This window comes from Rhodoferax sp. LS1R11 (genome assembly GCF_056521395.1).
Genome location: NZ_JBWMAW010000007.1, coordinates 86,667 through 109,956, shown reverse-complemented (window position 1 = coordinate 109,956; position 23,290 = coordinate 86,667). Strand labels below are relative to the sequence as shown.

Below are 23,290 nucleotides of genomic sequence, written 5' to 3'. Positions count from 1 at the left end.
GTGAGTCCCCCATGAGTGCAGCCCCCTCTCCCTCACTTCCCGTGGCAGGTTCTGCCCCGGGCCGCAGCCTGGCGGCCGGGTGGCAGGCCCTGCCATTGACTTCGGTGTTTGTGTTGTTCTTCTTGATCCCGCTGGCGCTGGTGCTGATGGTCAGCTTTTGGGATTTCAATGAGTACGAGTTGCTGCCCGGTTTCACGTTCAAGAATTACCTGTCCATCTTTGAAGGTTGCGGCAACACGCACGAGATGTGCGTCACCTTCAAGACCTACCTGTCCACCTTCAAGTTCAGTTTTCTGGTCTGGCTGATCACGCTGTTGGTCGGTTTTGCGGTGTCCTACTTTCTGGCCTTTCATGTGCGCTCCAGCGGTGTGCAGACGCTGCTGTTTGTGTTGTGCACCATTCCGTTCTGGACCTCGAATGTGATCCGCATGATTTCGTGGGTGCCGCTGCTGGGGCGCAATGGTCTGGTGAACCAGAGCCTGGTCGGTCTGGGCCTGGTGGACACGCCGATTGAGTGGCTGCTGTTCTCGGATTTCTCGGTGGTGTTGGCCTTTGTGCACCTCTACACCATGTTCATGATCGTGCCCATTTTCAACAGCATGATGCGCATCGACCGCAGCCTGCTGGAGGCCGCCAGCGACAGCGGCGCCACCGCCTGGCAAACGCTGTGGAACGTGATCGTGCCCCTGAGCCGCACCGGCATCATCATCGGCTCCATCTTCGTCATCACCATCGTGATGGGCGACTTTGTGACCATCGGTGTGATGGGCGGGCAGCAGATCGCGTCGATCGGCAAGATCATCCAGGTGCAAACCTCGTACCTGCAATTTCCACTGGCCGCTGCCAATGCGGTCATCCTGCTGGCCATTGTGCTGATGATCATCTGGGCGCTGACCCGGCTGGTGGACATTCGCAAGGAGCTCTGAATGAAGCGTGCTCACAACTCTGCCGGTTTCTGGTTGCTGGCCGCCTTCTTTGCCTTGTTCGTGCTGTTCATGTACGGGCCGATGCTGGTCATCGTGGTGCTCAGTTTCCAGGGGCCGGAAGGCGGTCTGACTTTTCCCCTGCGCGGCCTCTCCTGGCACTGGTTTGTCAAGCTGGCCGAGGGGCTGGGGGTGGTGGACATTGGTGCCGCCCTGAAACGGTCGCTGGGCCTGGGCCTGGCCGTGATGGTGTTCACCGTGGTGTTCTCGGTGCTGGCCGGCCTGGCCTTTCGCAAAAAGCTGGCTGGGGGCAACGCCCTGTTCTTTGTGGTGGTGGCCAGCCTGATCATGCCGTCCATCATTGTGTCGCTGGGCATTGGCCTGGAGTTCCGGCTGCTGGACACCGGAATCAAGGCGGCGCTCGAATCGCTGGGCCTGCAAACGACGCTGGAGGGTTATGGCACCTCGCTGGGGCTGTTCACCTCGGCGCTGGGTGCGCACCTGACGTGGACGCTGCCATTTGGTCTGCTGATCATGTTTGCCATCTTCAACCGGTTCAACCCGGCCTATGAAGAGGCCGCCCGTGATCTGGGCGCCACCCCGTGGCAGGGCTTTCGCCATGTGGTGCTGCCGCTGATTGCCCCGTCCGTGGTGGGCATCGGCATGTTCGGCTTCACGCTGAGCTGGGACGAGATCGCCCGCACCTCGCAGGCGATTGGCGATGTGAACACGCTGCCCCTCGAATTGCAGGGGCTCACCACCACCGTCACCACGCCGTCCATCTACGCCCTGGGCACGGTCACCATGGTGGTATCGTTTCTCGTGATGGGACTGGCCGTAGGCCTGTCCAAACTGCTGGCCAGAAAGCCGCGTAACAGGCGAGAAACATGACTGAATTTGTCGCACTGACAGAAAACGAAATTTACGAGCGCATGGTGGCCACCATCCTGGACCACCGGCTGCCGCCCGGCACCAAGCTGATTGAAGAAAAGCTGGCCACGGCCTTTGGCGTGTCCCGCACCCGCATTCGCCCGGTGCTGGTGCGCCTGGCCAACGAGCAGATCGTGACCCTCACCCCCAACCGCGGCGCCGTGGTGGCCGAGCCCACCGAGAAAGAGGCCCGGGAGGTGTTTGAGGTGCGCCGCATGATCGAGCCCACACTGATCGAATGCTTCATTGCCAGCGCCGGGGAGGACGACATCGCCACCCTCACCCGCTGCATTGCTGACGAGGAGGCGGCCCGCGCCAACGGCGACATGCGCCGCGCCATCCGGCTCTCGGGCGATTTTCATCTGCACATTGCCAATGCGTCGGATCACCAGACGCTGGGACGCATCTTGCGCGAGCTGGTGTCGCGCACCTCGCTCATTCTCATGACTTACAGCAATAGCCACCAGCAGGTGCGCGCCGAGGCCACCGCCTGTGGCTGCCGGGAGCACCGCGCCTTGCTGGACGCGATCCGCCTGCGGGACCCGCGCGAGGCCGCCCGCCTGATGCGCGAGCATCTGGCGCAACTGGAGTCGCAACTGCAGTTCACCACCGACGCGGCGGACGCACCGGATCTGATTTCCCTGTTCGGCCTGGCAGACCACTGACCCCCTGATGCGCCAGCTGCTGATCATCAACCCCAACACCTCCGCCAGTGTCAGCCACTTGCTGCAAGCGCATGCGCAGCAAGCAGCCGGGCCTGACGTCCAGGTGCGCACTGTCACGGCACGTTTTGGCGCGCCTTACATTGCGTGTGAGGCCAGCTACCTGATCGCCGGACATGCGGTGCTGGATGCCTGGGCTGCCGCACTGGCGGGTACGGAGCCTACACCGGACGCCGTGCTGATTGGCTGTTTTGGCGACCCGGGGCTGCTGGCCTTGCGCGAGACCAGCGCCGCTCCGGTCACCGGCCTGGCAGAGGCCGCTTTTGCAGAGGCCGCGGCGAGTGGCCGGTTTGCCATTGTCACGGGGGGCGTGCGCTGGAAACCCATGCTGGAGCGGCTGGCTCAGTCGCTCGGTTACGGCAGCCTGCTGGCCGGCATCCACACCGTGGCGCCCACCGGCGCACAGCTGGCGGCTGATCCTGTGGCCGCGCAAGCGCTGCTGGCTCAGGCTTGCTGGCGTGCCTCGCAGGACTATGGCGCGCAATCTGTCATTCTGGGTGGCGCGGGTCTGGCGGGCCTGGCCGCCTTGATGCAGCCGCTGGTCAACGTGCCGGTCATCGACAGTGTGCTGGCGGGCACGCGTCACGCGTTGCGGACCCAAACCACAACGCATGGCGCGGCAGACCGTTTTGACGTGGATTGGCAGCATCTTTCCGCAGAATTGACAGCGCGGGGCCGCCAGCCCGCTTGATTCGTTGACGGTTCGCGGCCTTTCCGGTTTCCAGCCCCCACTTTGCCTCGCTTGGCGGGTGACAAGCGATTTGTATGGACTGAGACTTCCTCGCCATGGTTTTTAGAGGCGAATCTGACCGTCAGCTACTTTCCAAGACGCAACTGAACCCTGCCGGCGTGAAAAAACTATGATTTGGAGATGGTGTGCGGCCTATTTATGCGGACGAAATGAAATAAATTGTCAACTTATAAAATTTGAATTTATATTTATTCGTCAATAATAGATTTGAAAACTAATTTGGCGCACTAGTAGAAAATTTAGACCGGACATATGATGAAATAGGGCTTATGACCTTAATCTCCGCCCCCATGGTTTCTGATCCGAATGAAGGCACGCCTGTCTCCCCTGCCGGACCATCTGACGAGACTCAACCGCGCTACCTGCAGGTAGCCCGCGAACTTAAAAACGCTATTGCGACTGGTATCTATCCGGTAGGTGCGCATTTGCCGACAGAACTACAGCTATGTGAGCAGTTCAAGATCAGCCGCTTCACAGCGCGCGAGGCGGTGCGCATGCTGTCGGCCAGCGGCATGGTCACTCGGCGCCAGCGTGTGGGGACCATAGTGACGGCCAGTCATGAGGCGGCCCACTACGCTCCGCCCACCACCTCAGTGCAAGACTTGTGGCAGTACCCGCAGGGCACAGAGTTGCGCCTGGTCTATATCGGCAAGATCGCCCTGAGCAAGGCGCAGACACTGGAGTTTGGCATTGAGGAGGCGCGGCAGGAATGGATCTACGGCATGGGCTTGCGAATGGCTGGCACGGTGGCCGAGCAGGCGGCGGGTTCGACCCGTCCCATCAGCGTGACCCGGCTGTACCTGAACCCGATGCTCACCGGCATTGAGTCCAAGCTGCGCGGACGCCGTGGCGCCGTGCACACGATGATTGAGCAAGAGTTCGGTAGGGCTGTTGTTCGGGTGGAGCAGGAAATACGGGGTGTGTTGCTGGACGCGGACGACGCTGCCAACCTGAATGCCCTGCCCGGCGCCGCCGGGCTGCGCATTATTCGCCGCTACTACAGCGATAAAAACGAGCTGCTGGAGGTGACTGACAACGTCCATGCCAGCGACAGTTTCAGCTACCGCATGGAAATGAGAACCTGATCAGCCGGAGTCGCATAAAAGCCGGACAATTAAATCCTTATGGAAATAAATGTCCTGATAAATAATCCGTAATTGGCGGGGTATGCAAGCCGCTATGCCGTTTAAGCCAGCTTCAGCAACAAAGCCTGCGCCGCCGGTTCTGAAGAAGCCGGGTTCTGACCGGTGATCAGCAGTCCGTCGGTCACGACATACGGTTGCCAGTCTGCAACTTTGGAATAGGTGCCGCCGTTTTGCGTGAGCATGTCCTCCACAAGAAACGGCACCACGTTCGTCAAGCCCACGGCCTCTTCTTCGGTGTTGGTGAACCCGGTCACAGACTTGCCGTGCACCACCGACTGGCCATTGGCCGACTTGGGATGACGCAGCACGCCTGGCGCATGGCAAACCGCGGCGACGGGTTTTCCAGCTGCCAGCATGGTCTCAATCAGCGCGATGGACGTGGCATCTTCGGCCAAATCCCACAGTGGACCGTGACCACCGGGGTAGAACACGGCGTCGAAGTCTTGTGCCGCCATATCGGCCAGCTTGTAGGTGTTGGCCAGGAGGCCCTGCGTGGCCGGGTCAGCCTTGAAGCGATGGGTTGACTCGGTTTGGGACGAGGGATCATCGCTCTTGGGGTCCAGCGGCGGCTGGCCACCCAGGGGTGACGCGAGCGTGACGGCTGCGCCCGCGTCTTTGAAGACGTAATAGGGGGCGGCGAACTCTTCCAGCCAGAATCCGGTTTTGGCGCCGGTGGTGCCGAGTTGGTCGTGTGAGGTTAAAACCATCAGGATTTTTTTCATGGGGTGTCCAGTCAATGAGTGAGTCGGTGAGGGGGTTTACAGCGCGGCTTCGAGCACGCGGCGGCTGACCGCTGGCGTCACGTCGCCGTGCTCGCTGAGTTGGGTCATGCCGTGTTCTTCCAGCTGGTGAATCACCACATCAATGGCGTCGTGGCCGAGTCCGTAAGCGCTCAGGCGCGTGGGGATGCCCATGCGCTCAAAGAAATCACGGGTCTGGTCGATGGCCGCGGTGATGCGCTCGGCCTCGCTGCCGGTGCGGATGCCCCACACCCGTTCGCCGTATTGCAGCAGTTTGGTGTGTTTCTGTGTGCTGCGTTCGTTCAACATCGCGGGCAGCACGATGGCCAACGTGCGAGCGTGGTCGATGTTGTGCTGGGCCGTCAGCTCATGGCCGATCATGTGGGTGGCCCAGTCTTGTGGCACGCCGGAGCCAATCAGGCCATTCAGCGCGAGGGTGGCGGCCCACATCAGGCTGGCGCGGTCATCGTAGTCCGGCGCGGGTGCTGCCAGCAGCCGTGGACCGATTTCCACCAGAGTTTGCAGCAGGCTTTCGGCAAAACGGTCTTGCACCGGCGCATTCACCGGGTAGGTCAGGTACTGCTCCACGGTGTGGACGAAAGCATCGACCACACCGTTGGCGATTTGCGGCAGAGGCAGGGTGTAGGTCTTGGTCGGGTCCAGCACGGAGAACAGGGGAAACACATGGCGGCTGCGAAATGGCAACTTGGCCCCGATGTCGCGGCGGGTGATGACTGATCCGTTGTTCATTTCCGAACCCGTAGCCGGCAGCGTCAGTACCGTGCCAAACGGGAGTGCACGGGTGATGTTGCCACCGCGTTTGAGCAGAATGTCCCAGGGGTCCCCTTCAAAGGGAACGGCCGCGGCAATGAACTTGGCGGCGTCGATGACCGAACCGCCACCGACGGCCAGCAGGAAGTCAAAGCTCTGTTCGCGCACCAATTGGACGGCCTTCATAACCGTTTCGAAACTCGGGTTGGGCTCAATGCCGCTGAAGGTACTGTGCGCGCGTGCCCCCAGCGCTTGGCGCACCTCGGCTAGCGTGCCTGTTTTTTCAGCACTGGCGCCGCCGACCAAGATCAACACTTTGGCCGTGGTCGGGACCAGGGTGGACAGGTCGGTAAGTCGGCCCTGACCGAAAACAATGTGGGTGGGGTTGTGGAAATCGAAGTTCTTCATGGGTGTCCTGAGGTGGGTGATGGAGGGTGAAAGGTATAAAAGTAGACCGGTCAACTAGTTAAATGCTGCAAATTGAGGCGGGTGATAGGGTGCTGGTCAGTGCGTGCCCGGACCGAGCAACTTTTCGGTGCTGGTCATGGCGTGGTCAAACGGGGAGCCGTCGCGGCGCAATTTCGCCAGCAGGCTGGCACCCAGCCAAAGTTCATACAGGGTCAGGGCGGTTGATGGTGCCGACAACGCCGCCGAGACGGAGCCGTCCGTGCGCGCCTCTTCCAGGCACTGGGCAAGGCGTTGCACCACCCGGTCCGTGCCGTCCCGCAAGGTCAGGCGCATGGTTTCTGAAATATCCGCCACCTCCGCGCTGAGTTTGACGATCAGGCATTTGGATCCGGCCTCCACGGCCTCGCATCCGTCAGCACCCATGCCGCACTGGCTCACGTTCCAGTGCGACCAGTACCGCATCAAGCGCTCGCGGGCGCTGCCTGAACCCGATTTGAGAAGTCCGTCCAGGCGAACCAGGTAGCCGTCAATGTAGCGGGTGAGCAGTGCCTCACCAAAGCGCTCTTTGGAGCTGAAGTAATGGTAAAAAGACCCTTTGGGCACGCCTGCCGCCGTCAATATTTCGGCCAGCCCAACGCCGACAAAACCTTTGCGCGCAATCAGGCGCTCCCCGCAGTCGAGGAGGTGATGTTTTGCAGTCAGTGGGTCGGTCGCCATGGGGTGATTATGCCAAAGTAGACCAGTCGTCTAGTAACGGGATAACTCAAACCCCTTGACGTGCCGGGTTTTGGGGGAGGAGGTCTGACCCACTGGCCAGATCCGCCGCGTCAGGGGGCGATGGCCTCGCCACCCAGCGCTTCCAGCAAATCAGGCAGCAATTTGCGCAGTTCGCCGGTGGCAATGGCGGCATCGGCGTCAAAGCCGTCGTCCTTGCCGGCCGAGCTGCCTTCAAACACCACATCCAGAAACGTCAGCTTCTTGATTTGCATGCCTTCGGTCAGCATGAAGGACACGCGGCTGTCCCAGGTCAGGGCCAGGCGGGTCGGCAGCTTGCCGCTTTCCACGTACTGCTTGACCTCTTCAGTGTCCAGCGGGTGGCGGGCATAGCGCACCACGGCCTTGGACTCGTCGGCGGCCTTGAGTTCGCAATCACGGTCTACCGTGAAGCCTTGAGGTGCTTCCTGGGTAATCAGCCACTCCGACATGGCGGCCGTGGGCGAAATTTTGGTGTCCACCAAGGCGACTGCAAAACCGGGCAGGCATTTCACCAGCATGGTCACCACTTCATCGGCGCGGCCCTGGCTGCCGGCGTCAATCACCAGCAGGCTGGCCTCCGGATCAATCCAGACGAAAACAGTCGACTCCTTGATGAAAGCCATCGGCATCAACTGCAGCTTGATGTCTTCCTTGATCTCCTTGATTTCCTTTTTGCCGGGCTTGCGGCCCGTGGTGGCCTCAATCTGGGCGGTGCGCTCCTTGGCCTTGCGGGTCAACACCGAGCCGGGTACCGCCTTGGTTTCAATTTTCAGCTTGAAAATCAGCTGTCCGCTGACCGACTCCACCAGCGGGCCGTGGGCCTCACCGCGCGGTTCTGTCCAGCCGATGGACTTTTCCTGGCTGGCACCACATTCCACAAAACGCGCCCCATCCAGGCTCTCTTCCATTTGCGCCAATGACGCGGACCATCCGGCCCCGATTCGATACACGATGACGTTCTTGAACACTTGCACCCTTTTACGATTGGTTTAACCCGATAAGTATCGATGATTCCGTCAAACCGCCTGCTTCAATATTTAACGCAACTTTACAAACCTTTCATCACGCGCCATGCGGCAGATACACACGGCGCACAGACTTGCATCCAACCTGATACCAAGTTCTGTGTATCAGACTCACTCCAAAAGGATGTTCACATGAAATCAGTTTTTAAACCCGTTTTGCTTGCGGTTGCCTTGGCCACTGCCGGGTTTGCCGCATTTTCACAAGCGCCCGCAGGCGACATGATGAGGGGCACAGGAGGCATGCACGAGGGCCGTGGCCATGAGCGCATGGGCAAAATGGACCCCGCCAAGATGCAGGCACGGACGGACAAACGCAACGCCGACCTCAAGGCCGCGCTCAAGATCACCCCGGCCCAGGAAAGTGCCTGGACCACCTACACCGCCGCCATGAAACCACCGGCCGACATGATGGGCAAACGCCCTGACCGCGCCGAGATGGACAAGCTCACCACGCCCGAGCGCATCGACAAGATGAAGACGCTGCGTGCCCAGCACATGAACGACATGATGACGGCGATGGACAAGCGCGGCGAGGCGACCAAAGCCTTCTACGTCACGCTGACGCCGGAGCAGAAGAAAACGTTTGATGACCGCGCCATGCGCCACCATGGCGCTGAAGGTCGCCATGGCGGTCGTCATGACGGCAACATGCCAGCCCAGCCCAAGAAATAAGCCGGCAAACAAGGTGGGCGATCAGGCTCATCGGCGGTCCTGTCGAACTGGTTTCGGCAGGACCGTTGTTGTTTGTCAGGCCAACATTTTTTTGAGTTCGCCGCTGGCAATCAGCTTGGCCAGGTCGTTGGCGCCACCGACCAAAACCCCTTTGACAAACACCATGGGGAACGTGGGCCACCCGGTCCACAGCTTGAGTGCATTGCGCTGGCGCCAGTTGTTGAAATAGTTGCCGTATTCCAGGTATTCATAGGCCACACCGGCGGCGTCCAGCGCCTTGCGGGCCTTCTTGGGGTAGGGGTTGAAGCCCATGCCGACCACCACCACGGCATGCTGCGCGACAGCGGCCTGAACTTCGCGCATGATCGATTGTTCATGCGTTGCCACTTTTTCCCGGATGGCGGGATGAATGTGTGACTCGTCAAGTAGGGGGCGGGGCATGGCAATATCCTGGGGTTGATGGTGTCCGCATTATGCGGCGCACTGCCCTTGCCACCGCCATGGGCGCCTTGTCATGGCTTGACCTACATCAAGTCATTCTGGGGTGCCGGAGCCTAAACTGCGAATTCCTATGCCCACACCACTGCTCAAAGTTACTGCCAAGCCCCTTGGCCCAGCCATTCCTGCTGTGCGAACCGTCACGTTAACCCGGCCTTTGCACTGGCTGGTCTGGGCGTGGCGCGACATGGCCAAATGCGGCTGGCTCAGTTTTGCCCATGGCCTGGCGTTGGCCCTGGTGGGGGCGGGCATCCTCCTGGTGGCGCATGACCGCTTCTGGTTGCTGGCGGGGGCGTTGTCGGGCTTTCTGGTGGTGGCGCCTGTGCTGGCGACCAGCCTGTATGCCTTGAGCCGGGCCCTCGAGCGCGGTGAAAAACCCCATGTCCGTGTGGTGACCAGAACCTGGCTGAACTGGCAGAACAGCCACTTCAATAAATTTGGCAATGACTACTGGTGCCTGGTGCAGTTCGGCGCCTTGCTGGCGCTGGCCGCCACCGGTTGGGTGCTGACCTCGGCGGCCCTCATCACCCTGTTTGCGCCGGTGCCGATCAACACGCCGCTGGAGTTTGTCCAGCATGTGATGCTGGCTAAAAATGGATTCCTGTTTGAACTCTGGCTGGCCATGGGGGGCGTGCTGGCGGCGCCTATTTTTGCGTCTACTGTCGTGGCCATGCCCTTGTTGCTGGACCGGCGGGTGACTTTGCTGCAGGCGGTGCTGACCAGCTGGCGGGTGGTGTTGAGCAATCCCTTGCCGATGGCTTTCTGGGCCGCGATCATCCTGGGCTTTACCTTGCTGGGTTTGGGTTCGGCCCTGCTGGGGCTGATTGCTGTCATTCCGATGCTGGGCCATGCCAGCTGGCATGCCTACCGCGATCTGGTGGATGTCTCGAACCTGCCTGAGCGGGATGTACAGAAAAAGGAGTCGCGCTGATGTTCGGCTACGACGAGTCACAGATTGCCACTTTCGGGCTTACCTTTGGGGTGGGCGCATTCATGCTCTACATGCTGTTCATCATCGGACAACTGGCGTGGGAGTCGAAGGCTGGCAAGTTTGGCACCTTCATCATCTTTCTGGGTCTGGGTTTCGGCATGATCGGCTTTGTGGCCAAGTACCTGATCCAGTGGACGATGGGTATCAAGTGAGCGGCAGGTAAATCCCTTTTATTTCGTCGCCGTTTCTTTTCGACACATCCTCTACAAAACCCAGGTCACGGGCCAGCTTGAGCATCCGCTGGTTGGAATCCAGCACGGTGGCTACCAAGCGCTGCGTGCCTTGCGTGCGCAGGTAGGCGATGATTTTTTGCATCAGCAGCAGACCCAAACCACTGCCTTTGAGTTCTGAGCGCACGATCACCCCGAACTCGGCCTCGATGTTGTCCGGGTCCGTCATGGCGCGCACCACGCCCAGGGTTTGGGGCAGGCCGTCAGGCCCGGTGGTCAGGGCGATGAAAGCCATCTCACGGGCGTAGTCGATCTGCACCAGGCGCGCCAGTTCGCTGCGCTCCATGGTGCGCTTGCTGTAGAAGACCCGCATGCGGATGTCTTGCGGGTCCAGGGTCTGCAAAAACGCCATGTGCAGCGCTTCATCCTCCGGGCGGATGGGCCGCAACATCAAATCATGCCCCATCCACTGCACGGTTTCCTCCAGCGCGGCCGGATAGGGCCGGATGGCAAAGTGTCCCTCACCCGCCGGGGCTTTGGCGCTCAGGCGGATGCGCGCATCCAGTGCCATGGCGCCTTCAAAATTGACGATGAGCGGGTTGATGTCCAGCTCGGCAATCTCGGGCACTTCCGCCAGCAATTGCGACACCGCCACCAACACGCCATGCAGCGCGGCTTCATCCACTGCGGGGGTGTCCCGCCAGCCAGCCAGCAAGCGTGACACGCGGGTGCGCGAGACCAGCGCCCTGGCCAGTTGCCCGTTCAGCGGGGGTAAAGCCACGGCCCGGTCCGCCATCACCTCCACGGCCGTGCCGCCTTGGCCAAACAGAATGACGGGGCCAAAAACGCTGTCAATCGTGCTGCCCACAATCAGCTCCTGCGCATGCGCGCGGCGCACCATGGCCTGCACCGTGAAGCCCTGGATGCGCGCTTGCGGCAGCTGCCGTTGCACGCGGTCCAGCATGGTTTGTGCTGCCACGCGAACTTCATGCGCGTCCTGCAGGTTGAGGGCAACGCCGCCCACGTCCGACTTGTGGGAGATATCGTCAGACAGAATTTTCAGCACCACCGGAAAACCCATGCCTGACGCCGCCCGGGCGGCCTCCTCTGGCGACGCCCCCACGCGCTGGGTGGGCACGACCGGAATGTGGCAGGCCTCGAGCACGGCCTTGGCTTCGGGTTCGGTCAGCATCTCCCGACCGCTGGCCAGGGCCGCTTGCACCACCGCGCGGATGGCTGCCACATTCGGGCGCAGGCCCGGTACCGTGGCCGGTGGGGCCTCGGTCAGCTCGGTCTGGTTGCGCCGGTAGTTGACCAGCATGGAAAACGCCCGCACCGCCTGCTCCGGCGTGTCGAAGTTGGCAATGCCGGCGTCCTGAAATACTTGGCGTGCCTGGGCCACGGCCTGGTCGCCCAGCCAGCAGCTCATCAGGCGCGGGGCTTCCCCCGGGCGGTGCTGTGCCAGTGGCACCAGGGCGCAGGCAATGTCGGCGCTGGGCACGATGGCGGTGGGCGCGTGGATGAAGAGCACGGCCCCGGTCTCAGGGGCGTCGTTGAGCACTTTCAGGGCCTGCTCGTAGCGGGCTACCGGCGCGTCGCCAATGATGTCCACCGGGTTGCTGCGGGACCAGTTGGCGGGTAGCACGGCATCGAGCTGGTGGCGTGTTGCCTCGCTCATCACCGACAGCTTGACCCTGGCAAAAGCCGCTGCGTCTGCTGCCATGACACCGGCCCCGCCGCCATTGGTGAGGACCGTGAGGGTGTCACTGGCATTGGTGCGAAAGCGCGACAGGGTTTCAGCCGCGAGGAACAGCTCTTGCAATGTATTGACGCGCAGCATGCCAGCGCGGTTGATGGCCGCGTCAAACACCATGTCCGAGCCCGCCAGGGCGCCGGTGTGCGACGCCGCGGCCAGCTGGCCCTGGGGCGAGCGCCCGGCCTTGACCACAATCACCGGTTTGTTGCGCGCCGCGGCCCGAGCAGCCGACATGAACTTGCGCGGCGATTCGATGGATTCGGCGTACAGCAAAATCGCCCGCGTTTTGGGGTCGCTGGCCAGGTAGTCCAGCATGTCGCCAAAGTCCACGTCGGTGTGTTCACCCAGCGAAACAAAGTGTGAAAACCCGATGCCCCGGCCCTGCGCCCAGTCCAGCATGGCTGTCACCAGGGCGCCGGACTGTGACACAAAGGCCAGTTCGCCCGGCTGGGCATCAATGTGGGAAAAACTGGCATTCAAGCCCTGGTGCGGGGACAACAGGCCAATGCAGTTGGGTCCCAGGATCCGCAGCAGGTGCGGCCGCGCGGCGTCCAGCATGGCCTGCTTTTGCGCGGCGGTCATGCCCGCGGTCAGCACCACGGCCGCGCGCGTACCAAGGCGGGCCAGCTCCTTGATCAAACCCGGTACGGTGGCCGGTGGCGTGCAGATCACCGCCAGCGCTGGCGCCGTCGGTAAATCGGAGGCCGTGGCAAACACCGAGTAGCCTGCCAGATCGCGGTGACGCGGGTTGATGGCGAACAGCTGGCCTTTGAAGTTGCCCGCACTGAGGTTGTGCCACACCGTGGCGCCCACGCTGCCTGGACGCAACGAGGCGCCAAAGACTGCGATGGAGGCGGGGTCGAACAGAGAATCGAGGTTGCGAATGCTCATGGTGGAATCCCGCTCCTGTTTTTGTGGTTAGCCCATCGGCTTCACGCCGATCAGCAGGCCGTGCAGCCACAGCGCAAAGACTCCCCAGGCGATGGCACCGACGGCGACGGTGATGACCGTGGCGCCCACGTTGCCTGCGGCATAACGCGTGCCGGCCAGGCGGTCGCGCCGTCGCGCCGCGCTGAAGTCCAGAATGGACCACACCAGGAACGAGCCAAACAGCACCACGTGCGCGACGTTGCCGTTGGCCACCAGATGCGCCAGGGCCCAGACTTTGACGGCCAGCACCATGGGGTGGTGAATACGCGCCTTGATGCGGTTGCCCGGGATATAGGCGGCCGCCAGCAACACAAAAGAAACCAGAGTCAGCAAGGACGCCAGATGACGCATGCCCACGGGTGGGCTCCACAGTTGTACCGGCTGTTGTCGTGCCAGCCCAAACCCGTAGACGATCAAGCCAAAGCCCAGCAATGACGCAACCGAGAAAAGCCCTTTCCAGGGCTGGGCACCGATGCGATGGCGGGTCCGGGTTCGCCAGTCTTCGGCCACGATGCGCACCGAGTGCACGCCTAGAAAAATCAGCAAACCCAAAATCAGATATGTCATAGAGGCCTTCGTGAAATCAAGTGCCCAGCACGCGGTTTTTACCAGCCCGTTTGGCCAGGTACATGGCCTGGTCGGCGCGCCGGATGGCGTCATGGCCCGTTTCATTTGGGGCCAGTTGCGCGACACCGGCGCTGAAGGTGATCAACAGCTTTTCCGTCCCTGTCAAAAAGAAACGTTTGGTGAGTTCGCGTTGCAAACGGGTCATGGCTTCGATGCCCCGGTCCAGGGGGGTGTCCGGCAACAGAATGACAAATTCCTCACCGCCGTAGCGCGAGAGCGTGTCCTGCGGACGCATGACTTCTCGCGCCACGGTAGCCAGATGCGTCAGCGCCTCATCGCCGGTGGCGTGCCCCAGCCGGTCGTTGATGTTCTTGAAATTGTCAATGTCCAGCATGGCCATGCACAAAGGTGTTTCCTTGCGCCGGAAGTTGGACACCTCACGGTCAAGAGATTCTTCCAGACCCTTGCGATTCAGGGCGCCGGTCAGGGGGTCATGGCGGGCCAGGGCGCTCACCCGGTCCAGTTCCTGGTGCAGCTTGACCAGCTCGACTTCGGTGGCCTGCGCTTTTTCACGCATGCCGCGCAGTTCGTCGCGTGCCGACAGGCTGTCGTGCGCCATGGTGCGCGTGGCGCCCACCACATCTTTCAACAGTGGCGCAATTTCAGTGATGGTTTTTGCCTGCTCGATCAGGCGCGCATTCTCTTCCATCTGGCCGTGGTAGGCGCTGGTGGACTCGGTCATCTGTGACAGACGGTTGATAAAGGTGGCCAGCATCTGGCGCATGTCTTCATGGGCCGCCAGTGCCTGGTCCTTGGCCTCGGTCTGTTTGAAGATGAGGTCTTTCAGGCGGTGTTCCACATCATCCAGTCGGCGCAGGGTGAGCGGTGGCGTGGAGGCGATCATCAGCGCATCGATCTGGCCTCGCAGCCAGCTGTCCTCCATGCTGAGTTCGCCAATGTTTTCAATGATCAGGTGCAGCAGTTTGAGCAGGGTGTTCTTGATCTCGGCCTGGTCTTCGGCGGCGAACGACAGGCGGTGGCCAAAGTTGCCCAGCATCTGCTTGACCGCGACCACATCGGCGCCGGGTTGACGCATCGCTTTGAGCAAGGTTTGGGTTTGCTCCGAAAAGCGCTCGTCGTCATTGCCCAGCGCGGGCAATGAATACTCGATCAGTCGTGCAATCTGTTCCAGAAAGTCAGCCGTCAGGGCCGGCGCACTCATCGCGGGCACTGCAGGGGAAGCCACCGACACGGCGGCTGCGGTGACCGCTGGCGGCGCCGTAGCGGCGAGGATGCCGGGGGCTGGCTCAATGGCGGGGGGGCTGAAGCCGCCATAGGCCATCAGCGCACTCTTGACCCCGTCCCAGTTCAGCTTGCCGATGGCGGAGTCGAGCAAGCCCCGTTGTTTTTGCTGCCCCGGCGTTTTGGTCGGCAGAGCCAGGGCAATCTCCCGCAGGCGGTCCACGGGAAAAGGGGGCTCGGTGGGGACGCCTGCCACCTCACTGTAGAGGGACTGGTAATTGGCCGGGGTGGGCGCCAGTTTGCGCGCCGTCAGCAGCTTGAGCGTTTCGCGTGCGATTTCAAAAGGCTTTTTGTCGGTCATGGTTGTTGCTATATATTTAGTAGCTGCTTACGCACGTGGAACGGGGGCTGTAGCCCATTTTCATCCAAATTTAAGGGGAGCGCGCACTGCGGCCCTGATCCGCCCAGCCCAGCGCGGATTCTGTTGCATTGCAGCACAGTTTGTTTACACTGAGTCATCCGTGTCCATCAATGATTGGGAGCCCCGATGAAACCTGTTCAGGAATTACTGAAAAACCGTAGTTCAACCTTGTACGAGGTCAGCCCAAGCGTCACGGTGTTTGAAGCCTTGCGCCTGCTGGCCGACTATGGCGTGGGGGCCATGCTCGTGATGGACCAGGGCAGGCTGGCCGGCGTGGTGTCCGAGCGGGATTACACCCGCAAGGTCGCCTTGCAAGGCAAGAACTCCCGGGAAACCACCGTGGCCGAGATCATGACCCGTGATGTGATCACCGTGACCCCCAAGACCGGTACGCGTGCCTGCATGACCTTGATGAGCCAGAAAAAAATCCGCCATCTGCCCGTGATGGACGGCACCCAGGTGCTGGGCATGATTTCGATCCGCGACATCATGGACGACATCATTGCGGACCATGAGCAAACGATCTCGCAGCTGACAAGTTACATCAGCAGCTAGCGCGGTTCGGGGCCTTTACTTCACCGGAATAGGTTGCGTTGCCGGCACGGGCACCGCCGTGACGCTGTTTTTCGGACTGCCATCAATCAGCTTGTCGGAATACACCAGATAGACCAGGGTGTTGCGCTTGTGGTCCACCATGCGCACGACCCGAACATGCTTGAACAGGAACGAGGAGCGGGAGTTGAACACCTCGTCCAGCGCATCAATCTTTCCCTTGAATGAGATGGGTCCGACCTGGCGGCAGGCCACCGACGCGTCAGACGTATCTTCAGCCAGCCCGAGGGCGCCTTTGTACCCACCCGTTTTGGCATGCGACAGGTAGCAGGCCACGCCGTCAACCGCGGGGTCATCAAACACGTCCACCACGATCTTGTCATTGGGGCTCAGCAGCTTGAAGGTGGTGCTCACGTCACCAATGGTTTCACCCATGGCGCCCAGTGCGGCAGAGGTCAGGGCAAGGCAGGCAAGAATTTTTTTCATCGAAACACGTCCAGGTTGTTTAGGATTCAAGCGGGGATTGTTATCGATTCCCCGACGGCATAGCGTGAAACTGACTTTTTGAATGGTCTTGTGGGCCCTTATTTTCGAGGAAGGAATAGCCTGTTGAACTCATTGAAAGAAAGCGGAAAAAACCTGGGTCGTGAGCTCTCGAACGCGTGGGGGAACGCCTGACCGACGGCGGTCGAGGCCAATGCGCTTCATCTGAGCGGCCTTGTTCTACCAGCGGACTTGGCCTATCGGGGCGATTGTTAAAAACGACTGTAAAGCCTTTTCCGATAGGTACACTGATTCTGGTTGCAGGGGTGACAAGCGTTTCACCGCTTGATCGGCTTACCTTGGCGAATTTCAATCAACGATGCCATGAACGGAAATAAATATGGATCCCAAGAATCAAAACACGGCTGGCAAATGCCCGGTGATGCACGGCGCCAACACGGCCACCGGCAAGTCGAATATGGCCTGGTGGCCGAATGCGCTGAACCTGGACATTCTTCATCAGCACGACACCAAGACCAACCCCATGGGCGAGGACTTCAACTACCGAGAAGAAGTTAAAAAGCTGGACGTCGCCGCGCTCAAAAAAGACCTGACTGCCCTCATGACCGACAGCCAGGCGTGGTGGCCGGCGGACTGGGGCCACTATGGCGGCCTGATGATTCGCATGGCCTGGCACTCGGCCGGCTCTTACCGCACCGCTGACGGCCGTGGCGGCGCCGGCACGGGAAACCAGCGCTTCGCGCCGCTGAACTCCTGGCCCGACAACGTGAACCTGGACAAGGCGCGCCGCCTGCTCTGGCCGATCAAGAAAAAATACGGCAACAAGCTCAGCTGGGCCGACCTGATCGTTCTTGCCGGCAACGTGGCCTATGAATCGATGGGCCTGAAGACCTTCGGATTTGCCTTTGGCCGCGCCGACATCTGGCATCCGGAAGAGGACATCTATTGGGGCTCCGAGAAAGAGTGGCTGGCCCCCAGCGGCAGTGAGAACAGCCGCTACTCCGGCGAACGCGATCTGGAAAACCCGCTGTCGGCCGTGATGATGGGTCTGATCTACGTCAACCCGGAAGGCGTGGACGGCCAGCCTGACCCGCTCAAGACGGCCCACGACGTGCGTGTGACTTTCCTGCGCATGGCGATGAACGACGAGGAAACCGTGGCCCTGACCGCCGGGGGGCACACAGTTGGCAAGGCCCACGGCAATGGCGATGCCAAGCTGCTGGGCTCCGCGCCAGAGGCCGCCGACGTCGACGAACAAGGCTTTGGCTGGATGAACAAAACCACCCGCAGCATTGGCCGCGACACCGTGTCCAGCGGCATTGAAGGGGCCTGGACGACCCACCCCACCCAGTGGGACAACGGTTACTTCCAGCTGCTGCTCGGTTACGACTGGGAGCTGACCAAGAGCCCGGCCGGTGCCTGGCAGTACAAGCCGGTGAACATCCGGCCAGAAGACATGCCGGTGGACGTGGAAGACCCGTCGATCCGCTGCATGCCCATGATGACCGACGCGGACATGGCCATGAAGATGGACCCGGCGTACCGGGCGATTTCCGAACGTTTCTACAAAGACCCCGACTATTTCTCGAAAGTTTTTGCGCGTGCCTGGTTCAAGTTGACCCACCGCGACCTGGGCCCGAAGGCGCGCTACATCGGTCCCGAGGTGCCGCAGGAAGACCTGATCTGGCAAGACCCTGTGCCTGCTGGCCGCACCGATTTTGATGTGGCCGCGGTGAAGGCAAAAATCGCAGCCAGCGGTCTGAGCGTGAGCGACATGGTGACGACTGCCTGGGACAGCGCCCGCACCTACCGGGATTCAGACATGCGCGGTGGCGCCAACGGTGCCCGTATCCGGCTGGCCCCGCAAAAGGACTGGGAAGGCAATGAGCCTGCCCGCTTGGCCAAGGTGCTTGGCGTGCTCGAAGGCATTGCCGCTGCGAGTGGCGCCAGCGTGGCCGATGTGATTGTGTTGGCCGGCAACGTCGGCGTGGAGCAGGCAGCCAAGGCCGCGGGTTGCGATGTGAGCTTGCCGTTCGCGCCAGGTCGGGGTGATGCCACCCAGGAGGCGACCGATGTCGAGTCGTTCGAAGGGCTGGAGCCGGTGCATGACGGCTACCGCAACTGGGTCAAGAAAGACTACGCGGTCCCTGTCGAAGAGTTGATGCTCGACCGCACGCAGCTGATGGGCTTGACCGCCCCTGAGATGACCGTGTTGGTGGGTGGCCTGCGCGTGTTGGGCACCAACCACGGTGGCACTCGCCACGGCATGTTCACCGACCGTCCAGGCACCCTGACGAACGACTTCTTCGTCAACCTCACCGACATGGCCAACACCTGGAAGCCCACTGGCCGAAACTCCTATGACATCTGCGACCGCAAGACAGGCGAAGTCAAGTGGACAGCCACCCGGGTGGATCTGGTGTTTGGGTCCAACTCGATCTTGCGTGCCTATGCCGAGGTTTATGCGCAGGACGACAACGAGGAGAAGTTCGTGCGCGACTTCTGTGCCGCCTGGACGAAGGTCATGAACGCCGACCGCTTCGATCTGGCCTGAGGCCTGGCAGACACCCCACGCCGTCACCTGCATGCCATCTTTACGGTTTTTATACAGGCGGTTGACTAATCTCATCCCCGTTTTTACGCTCCGGTAGCCAAACTTCAGTCATTCATTTGACTCAGGAGTTGCTCATGGACATCGTATTTATTGCTGCAGCTGCCGGACTGTGGGGCCTGATGGTCTTGCTGGTCTGGGGCTTCAAAAAGCTCGAAAAACCAGCAGGAGGCCGTTCATGATCAGCCTCGAAGTTCTTTATGGCTTTGGCGGCATGTGTGCCGTCATGCTGCTCGCCTATCTGGTCTATGCGCTGATCCGCGCTGAGGAATTCTGATGAGCACCACATCGTGGGGCTTGTTGGCCCTCTACCTCGGTTTATTGCTGGTGGCGGTCTGGCCGCTCGGCATCTGGCTGGCGCGCCTGAACTCTGGCAAGCTGCCGGTCTGGATGCAACGGGTGGAGGCACCCTTGTATCGTCTGGCAGGCACCTCCGCGAAGGAGTCCATGAACTGGTCACAGTACGCGCTGGCGTTGTTGGCCTTCAATGCGCTGGGCGTGTTGTCTGTCTATGCGCTGCAGCGCCTGCAGGTCTGGTTGCCGCTCAATCCGGCCGGCATGGCCGCGGTGTCGCCTGACTCATCTTTCAACACCGCCATCAGCTTTGTCACCAACACCAACTGGCAGGGCTACGCTGGTGAGTCCACCATGAGTTACCTGACGCAGATGCTGGCGCTCGCGGTTCAGAACTTTTTATCTGCCGCGACCGGCATCGCAGTCGTGTTCGCGCTCATTCGCGGCTTTGCGACCCGCTCTACCGGCGTCATCGGTAACTTCTGGGTTGACGTGACGCGCATCACAACCTGGCTGCTGGTACCGCTGTCGCTGGTGTTCGCCGTGGTTCTGGTCGGGCAAGGCGTGATCCAGAACTTTGACGCCTACAAGGACGTGACTACGCTGGAAAGCAACAGCTACCAAGTGCCGAAAAATGGCCCGGATGGTCAGCCTTTGAAAGATGAGAAGGGCAATCCGGTCATGGAAGACATGAAGGCCGCCACGCAGACACTGGCTATGGGCCCGGTCGCGTCGCAGGAAGCCATCAAGATGCTGGGCACCAATGGGGGCGGTTTCTTCAACGCCAACTCGGCCCACCCCTATGAAAACCCGACTGCGCTGAGCAATTTGCTGCAGATGCTGGCGATCTTCCTGATCCCCGCCGCCTTGTGCTTTGCTTTCGGTCGCGAGGTCGGTGATCAACGTCAGGGCTGGGCCGTGCTGGCGGCGATGACGGTGATGTTTGTGATTGCCGTCGTTGTCATCACGCCCGCCGAGCAGGTTGGCAATCCGTTGCTGGCACCCCTGGGGGTGGACCAGACGGCAAGCAGCTTGCAGTCCGGCGGCAACATGGAAGGCAAGGAAACCCGCTTCGGCATCAATGCGTCGAGCCTGTTTGCCGTGATTACCACCGCCGCTTCCTGTGGTGCGGTGAACGCCATGCACGACTCCCTCACGCCGCTGGGCGGCATGGTGCCCATGGTGATGATGCAGCTGGGCGAAGTGGTGTTTGGTGGTGTCGGCACCGGTCTGTATGGCATGCTGGTGTTTGCCATCCTGGCGGTGTTCATTGCTGGCCTGATGATTGGCCGCACGCCGGAGTACCTGGGCAAGAAGATTGAGGCGCATGAAATGAAGCTGACCTCGATCGCCATTCTGGTCACGCCGATTGTGGTGCTGGCCGGTACGGCCATCGCCGTGCTGGCAACTAGCGGCAAGGCGGGCATTGCCAACCCGGGTGCCCACGGTTTCTCCGAAATCCTCTACGCCTTTACATCGGCTGCCAACAACAACGGCAGTGCGTTTGCGGGCCTGTCCGCCAACACACCGTTCTACAACTGGATGCTGGGCCTGGCCATGTGGTTCGGCCGCTTCGGCGTGATCGTGCCGGTGCTGGCCATTGCCGGTGCCCTGGCCGCCAAAAAACGCCTGCCTGTGACGGCAGGCACCATGCCAACCCACGGCCCGCTGTTTGTGACGCTGTTGATTGGCACCGTGCTGCTGGTGGGCTTGCTCAATTACGTGCCGGCACTGGCGCTGGGCCCGGTGGTTGAGCATTTGATGCTGTGGCCTGGTCATTGAACCGCCGAATAAGTGAGAAACTGATATGAAAACGAAAACTTCTCTAACGCTCTTTGATCCCGTGTTGATCAAACCAGCCATCCAGGCATCCTTCACCAAGCTGGACCCGCGTGTGCAATGGCGCAACCCCGTGATGTTTGTTGTCTATATCGGCAGCATCCTGACGACTTTGCTGGGCCTCCTGGCAATGCAGGGACAGGGCGAAGAGTCGGCGGGCTTCATCCTGTCCGTCTCCTTATGGCTCTGGTTCACCGTGCTATTTGCCAACTTTGCTGAAGCGCTGGCCGAAGGCCGCAGCAAAGCACAAGCGGCATCGCTACGCAGCCTGAAGAAAAGCACCTGGGCCAAAAAATTCAAGGAGCCCGCGGGCAAGGTTTTCCACGGCGCGGCATGGTTGCCCCAGGAAGCGGAAAACTTGAGAAAAGGCGATGTCGTTCTGGTTGAAACCGGCGACATGGTTCCGCTGGACGGCGAAGTCATCGAAGGCGTAGCCACCGTGGATGAGAGTGCCATCACCGGTGAATCAGCCCCGGTGATCCGCGAGTCAGGTGGCGACTTCTCGGCGGTGACCGGTGGCACTCGCGTGCTGTCCGACTGGTTGGTGGTACGCATCACGGTCAATCCCGGCGAATCATTTCTTGATCGCATGATCAGCATGGTCGAGGGCGCCAAACGCCAGAAAACACCGAACGAAATTGCACTGACCATTTTGCTGGTGGCGTTGACCATCGTGTTCTTGATCGTCACGGTCACTTTGTTGCCTTTCTCTATTTTCAGCGTCGGTGCGTCCGGTGCTGGCTCGGTGGTCAGCATCACCGCACTGATCGCCTTGCTGGTGTGCCTGATTCCCACCACCATCGGCGGCTTGCTATCGGCCGTCGGTGTGGCGGGCATGAGCCGCATGATGCAAGCCAATGTGATTGCCACCTCGGGCCGTGCCGTGGAAGCGGCGGGCGATGTGGATGTGCTTTTGTTGGACAAGACCGGCACCATCACCCACGGCAACCGTCAGGCCGCCGCTTTCCTGAGTGCACCGGGCGTGACACAGCGCCAACTCGGTATCTGCGCGATGCAGGCGTCGCTGGCCGATGAGACACCCGAGGGACGCAGCATCGTTGCACTCGCGGAAAAGCTTGGTTTTCTTCAACCTGTGATGGGCTCGACCACTGAGGTTGCGTTCAGGGCCCAAACACGCATGAGTGGCATCGATCTGGCGCAAGCCGATGGCAGCGTCCGTCAATTGCGCAAAGGTGCCGTCGATGCCATTCGCAAACACATTGAGGCGCTCGGCGGCAGCGTCCCGGCAGAAGTGGTTCGCGCTTCTGAGGAGGTATCGCGCCGCGGCAGCACGCCACTGGCGGTGGCCGATGGCCATACCGTGCTCGGCGTGGTGGAGCTCAAGGACATCGTCAAGGCAGGCATCAAGGAACGCTTCATTGAGCTGCGCCGCATGGGTATCAAGACCATCATGATCACCGGCGACAACAAACTCACGGCGGCGGCCATTGCGGCTGAAGCGGGCGTCGATGATTTCCTGGCCGAGGCCACGCCGGAGGACAAGCTCAAGCTGATTCGCCAGTACCAGGCCGAGGGACGGCTGGTGGCCATGACGGGTGACGGCACCAACGATGCGCCAGCCCTCGCGCAGGCCGACGTGGCGGTGGCGATGAACAGCGGCACCCAGGCCGCCAAGGAAGCCGGCAACCTGATCGATCTGGACTCGAACCCGACCAAGCTGCTGGAAATTGTAGAGACCGGCAAGGCCTTGCTGATGACGCGCGGGTCGCTCACCACCTTCTCGATTGCCAACGACGTGGCCAAGTATTTCGCCATCATTCCGGCGATTTTTGTGACCACCTATCCGCAGTTGGCGGCCCTCAACGTGATGCACCTGGGTAGCCCCTCGTCCGCCATTTTGTCGGCAGTGATTTTCAACGCGCTGATCATCATGTTCCTGATTCCCCTGGCGCTCAAGGGGGTCAAGTACCGGGCCATGGGCGCTGCCGTTCTACTGCGCCGCAATCTGCTGATTTACGGCTTGGGCGGCTTGATCGTGCCTTTCATCGGTATCAAGGCGATTGATCTGTTGCTGGTCGCATTGCATCTGGCCTGAGCCTAGGCTGCCCCAG

The 23,290-nt window shown here is 61.0% G+C and carries 22 protein-coding genes; 13 read left to right on the top strand and 9 right to left on the bottom strand.

The window, feature by feature from the left end; all coding sequences use genetic code 11:
- Window positions 1-11: 11 nt before the first annotated feature.
- From AC097N_RS10630 to AC097N_RS10610, 5 genes are all read left to right on the top strand, one after another.
- Window positions 12-926 carry an ABC transporter permease gene (locus tag AC097N_RS10630; protein ID WP_479580974.1) on the top strand — a complete coding sequence of 305 codons (915 nt, stop codon included), beginning with the start codon at window positions 12-14 and terminating at the stop codon, window positions 924-926.
- Entirely contained in the window at window positions 927-1,814 is an 888-nt protein-coding gene (locus AC097N_RS10625) for an ABC transporter permease (RefSeq protein WP_479580972.1), read from the top strand.
- A complete protein-coding gene (locus tag AC097N_RS10620) occupies window positions 1,811-2,518 on the top strand; it encodes a GntR family transcriptional regulator (RefSeq protein ID WP_479580968.1) in 708 nt (235 codons plus the stop codon). The genes AC097N_RS10625 and AC097N_RS10620 overlap by 4 nt, the downstream gene beginning before the upstream one ends.
- A 7-nt stretch (window positions 2,519-2,525) precedes the next feature.
- Window positions 2,526-3,266, top strand: coding sequence for an aspartate/glutamate racemase family protein (locus tag AC097N_RS10615; protein WP_479580966.1), 741 nt, complete (start codon window positions 2,526-2,528; stop codon window positions 3,264-3,266).
- 329 nt (window positions 3,267-3,595) lie between these two features.
- Window positions 3,596-4,411 carry a GntR family transcriptional regulator gene (locus tag AC097N_RS10610; protein WP_479580963.1) on the top strand — a complete coding sequence of 272 codons (816 nt, stop codon included), beginning with the start codon at window positions 3,596-3,598 and terminating at the stop codon, window positions 4,409-4,411.
- 101 nt (window positions 4,412-4,512) lie between these two features.
- Here the strand turns inward: AC097N_RS10610 and AC097N_RS10605 are convergent, their stop codons facing one another.
- From AC097N_RS10605 to AC097N_RS10590, 4 genes are all read right to left on the bottom strand, one after another.
- The gene (locus AC097N_RS10605; protein WP_479580961.1) at window positions 4,513-5,193 is read right to left on the bottom strand and encodes a type 1 glutamine amidotransferase domain-containing protein; all 681 of its coding nucleotides are present in this window, start codon (window positions 5,191-5,193) and stop codon (window positions 4,513-4,515) included.
- Window positions 5,194-5,229: 36 nt separating this feature from the next.
- Window positions 5,230-6,390 carry an iron-containing alcohol dehydrogenase gene (locus AC097N_RS10600; RefSeq protein WP_479580959.1) on the bottom strand — a complete coding sequence of 387 codons (1,161 nt, stop codon included), beginning with the start codon at window positions 6,388-6,390 and terminating at the stop codon, window positions 5,230-5,232.
- 96 nt (window positions 6,391-6,486) lie between these two features.
- Window positions 6,487-7,107, bottom strand: coding sequence for a TetR/AcrR family transcriptional regulator (locus tag AC097N_RS10595; RefSeq protein ID WP_479580957.1), 621 nt, complete (start codon window positions 7,105-7,107; stop codon window positions 6,487-6,489).
- 110 nt (window positions 7,108-7,217) lie between these two features.
- Window positions 7,218-8,114 carry a recombination-associated protein RdgC gene (locus AC097N_RS10590; protein ID WP_479580955.1) on the bottom strand — a complete coding sequence of 299 codons (897 nt, stop codon included), beginning with the start codon at window positions 8,112-8,114 and terminating at the stop codon, window positions 7,218-7,220.
- Window positions 8,115-8,303: 189 nt separating this feature from the next.
- On the opposite strand from AC097N_RS10590, the gene AC097N_RS10585 reads away from it, so the two are divergent.
- Window positions 8,304-8,843, top strand: coding sequence for a Spy/CpxP family protein refolding chaperone (locus tag AC097N_RS10585; protein WP_479580953.1), 540 nt, complete (start codon window positions 8,304-8,306; stop codon window positions 8,841-8,843).
- Between the two features lie 75 nt (window positions 8,844-8,918).
- Here the strand turns inward: AC097N_RS10585 and AC097N_RS10580 are convergent, their stop codons facing one another.
- Window positions 8,919-9,284 carry a glutaredoxin gene (locus AC097N_RS10580; RefSeq protein ID WP_479580951.1) on the bottom strand — a complete coding sequence of 122 codons (366 nt, stop codon included), beginning with the start codon at window positions 9,282-9,284 and terminating at the stop codon, window positions 8,919-8,921.
- Window positions 9,285-9,414: 130 nt separating this feature from the next.
- Between AC097N_RS10580 and AC097N_RS10575 the strand changes: the two genes are divergently transcribed.
- Window positions 9,415-10,272: a DUF2189 domain-containing protein gene (locus tag AC097N_RS10575; RefSeq protein WP_479580949.1), complete on the top strand. Its 858-nt coding sequence runs from the start codon at window positions 9,415-9,417 to the stop codon at window positions 10,270-10,272.
- Entirely contained in the window at window positions 10,272-10,484 is a 213-nt protein-coding gene (locus AC097N_RS10570; protein WP_479580947.1) for a DUF2788 domain-containing protein, read from the top strand. The genes AC097N_RS10575 and AC097N_RS10570 overlap by 1 nt, the downstream gene beginning before the upstream one ends.
- Here the strand turns inward: AC097N_RS10570 and AC097N_RS10565 are convergent.
- From AC097N_RS10565 to AC097N_RS10555, 3 genes are read right to left on the bottom strand one after another with little or no spacing between them, the layout of a single operon-like run.
- On the bottom strand, window positions 10,477-13,149 hold the full coding sequence (locus tag AC097N_RS10565) for a bifunctional acetate--CoA ligase family protein/GNAT family N-acetyltransferase (protein ID WP_479580945.1): 2,673 nt from the start codon (window positions 13,147-13,149) through the stop codon (window positions 10,477-10,479). The genes AC097N_RS10570 and AC097N_RS10565 overlap by 8 nt on opposite strands.
- A 27-nt stretch (window positions 13,150-13,176) precedes the next feature.
- A complete protein-coding gene (locus tag AC097N_RS10560) occupies window positions 13,177-13,755 on the bottom strand; it encodes an NnrU family protein (protein ID WP_479580943.1) in 579 nt (192 codons plus the stop codon).
- Window positions 13,756-13,771: 16 nt separating this feature from the next.
- Window positions 13,772-15,358, bottom strand: a complete 1,587-nt coding sequence (locus AC097N_RS10555) for a GGDEF domain-containing protein (RefSeq protein WP_479580940.1) — start codon at window positions 15,356-15,358, stop codon at window positions 13,772-13,774.
- Window positions 15,359-15,544: 186 nt separating this feature from the next.
- Here AC097N_RS10555 and AC097N_RS10550 point away from each other — a divergent pair, with 186 nt between their 5' ends.
- Entirely contained in the window at window positions 15,545-15,973 is a 429-nt protein-coding gene (locus tag AC097N_RS10550; RefSeq protein ID WP_479580938.1) for a CBS domain-containing protein, read from the top strand.
- Window positions 15,974-15,988: 15 nt separating this feature from the next.
- On the opposite strand, the gene AC097N_RS10545 is transcribed toward AC097N_RS10550, so the two are convergent.
- Complete coding sequence (locus AC097N_RS10545) at window positions 15,989-16,456, bottom strand: CreA family protein (protein ID WP_479580936.1); 468 nt, start codon at window positions 16,454-16,456, stop codon at window positions 15,989-15,991.
- 397 nt (window positions 16,457-16,853) lie between these two features.
- Between AC097N_RS10545 and katG the strand changes: the two genes are divergently transcribed.
- From katG to kdpB, 4 genes are all read left to right on the top strand, one after another.
- Entirely contained in the window at window positions 16,854-19,028 is a 2,175-nt protein-coding gene (gene katG / locus AC097N_RS10540) for a catalase/peroxidase HPI (RefSeq protein ID WP_479580934.1), read from the top strand.
- A 235-nt stretch (window positions 19,029-19,263) separates the two neighbouring features.
- Window positions 19,264-19,362 carry a K(+)-transporting ATPase subunit F gene (gene kdpF / locus AC097N_RS10535; RefSeq protein WP_422299164.1) on the top strand — a complete coding sequence of 33 codons (99 nt, stop codon included), beginning with the start codon at window positions 19,264-19,266 and terminating at the stop codon, window positions 19,360-19,362.
- On the top strand, window positions 19,362-21,161 hold the full coding sequence (gene kdpA, locus AC097N_RS10530; protein WP_479580932.1) for a potassium-transporting ATPase subunit KdpA: 1,800 nt from the start codon (window positions 19,362-19,364) through the stop codon (window positions 21,159-21,161). Before kdpF ends, kdpA begins: the two co-directional genes overlap by 1 nt.
- Window positions 21,162-21,186: 25 nt before the next feature.
- Window positions 21,187-23,274 carry a potassium-transporting ATPase subunit KdpB gene (gene kdpB / locus AC097N_RS10525; RefSeq protein ID WP_479580930.1) on the top strand — a complete coding sequence of 696 codons (2,088 nt, stop codon included), beginning with the start codon at window positions 21,187-21,189 and terminating at the stop codon, window positions 23,272-23,274.
- Window positions 23,275-23,290: the final 16 nt, after the last annotated feature.

Bases quoted from the DNA above. Each gene is read 5' to 3' on its own strand.
- kdpB (WP_479580930.1), top strand. From the start codon at position 21,187: ATGAAAACGAAAACTTCTCTAACGCTCTTTGATCCCGTGTTGATCAAA.
- AC097N_RS10545 (WP_479580936.1), bottom strand. From the start codon at position 16,456: ATGAAAAAAATTCTTGCCTGCCTTGCCCTGACCTCTGCCGCACTGGGC.
- kdpA (WP_479580932.1), top strand. From the start codon at position 19,362: ATGAGCACCACATCGTGGGGCTTGTTGGCCCTCTACCTCGGTTTATTG.
- AC097N_RS10555 (WP_479580940.1), bottom strand. From the start codon at position 15,358: ATGACCGACAAAAAGCCTTTTGAAATCGCACGCGAAACGCTCAAGCTG.
- AC097N_RS10595 (WP_479580957.1), bottom strand. From the start codon at position 7,107: ATGGCGACCGACCCACTGACTGCAAAACATCACCTCCTCGACTGCGGG.
- AC097N_RS10565 (WP_479580945.1), bottom strand. From the start codon at position 13,149: ATGAGCATTCGCAACCTCGATTCTCTGTTCGACCCCGCCTCCATCGCA.
- AC097N_RS10615 (WP_479580966.1), top strand. From the start codon at position 2,526: ATGCGCCAGCTGCTGATCATCAACCCCAACACCTCCGCCAGTGTCAGC.
- AC097N_RS10570 (WP_479580947.1), top strand. From the start codon at position 10,272: ATGTTCGGCTACGACGAGTCACAGATTGCCACTTTCGGGCTTACCTTT.
- AC097N_RS10620 (WP_479580968.1), top strand. From the start codon at position 1,811: ATGACTGAATTTGTCGCACTGACAGAAAACGAAATTTACGAGCGCATG.
- AC097N_RS10630 (WP_479580974.1), top strand. From the start codon at position 12: ATGAGTGCAGCCCCCTCTCCCTCACTTCCCGTGGCAGGTTCTGCCCCG.
- AC097N_RS10605 (WP_479580961.1), bottom strand. From the start codon at position 5,193: ATGAAAAAAATCCTGATGGTTTTAACCTCACACGACCAACTCGGCACC.
- AC097N_RS10625 (WP_479580972.1), top strand. From the start codon at position 927: ATGAAGCGTGCTCACAACTCTGCCGGTTTCTGGTTGCTGGCCGCCTTC.
- AC097N_RS10580 (WP_479580951.1), bottom strand. From the start codon at position 9,284: ATGCCCCGCCCCCTACTTGACGAGTCACACATTCATCCCGCCATCCGG.
- AC097N_RS10550 (WP_479580938.1), top strand. From the start codon at position 15,545: ATGAAACCTGTTCAGGAATTACTGAAAAACCGTAGTTCAACCTTGTAC.
- AC097N_RS10610 (WP_479580963.1), top strand. From the start codon at position 3,596: ATGACCTTAATCTCCGCCCCCATGGTTTCTGATCCGAATGAAGGCACG.
- kdpF (WP_422299164.1), top strand. From the start codon at position 19,264: ATGATCAGCCTCGAAGTTCTTTATGGCTTTGGCGGCATGTGTGCCGTC.
- AC097N_RS10575 (WP_479580949.1), top strand. From the start codon at position 9,415: ATGCCCACACCACTGCTCAAAGTTACTGCCAAGCCCCTTGGCCCAGCC.
- AC097N_RS10560 (WP_479580943.1), bottom strand. From the start codon at position 13,755: ATGACATATCTGATTTTGGGTTTGCTGATTTTTCTAGGCGTGCACTCG.
- katG (WP_479580934.1), top strand. From the start codon at position 16,854: ATGGATCCCAAGAATCAAAACACGGCTGGCAAATGCCCGGTGATGCAC.
- AC097N_RS10585 (WP_479580953.1), top strand. From the start codon at position 8,304: ATGAAATCAGTTTTTAAACCCGTTTTGCTTGCGGTTGCCTTGGCCACT.
- AC097N_RS10600 (WP_479580959.1), bottom strand. From the start codon at position 6,390: ATGAAGAACTTCGATTTCCACAACCCCACCCACATTGTTTTCGGTCAG.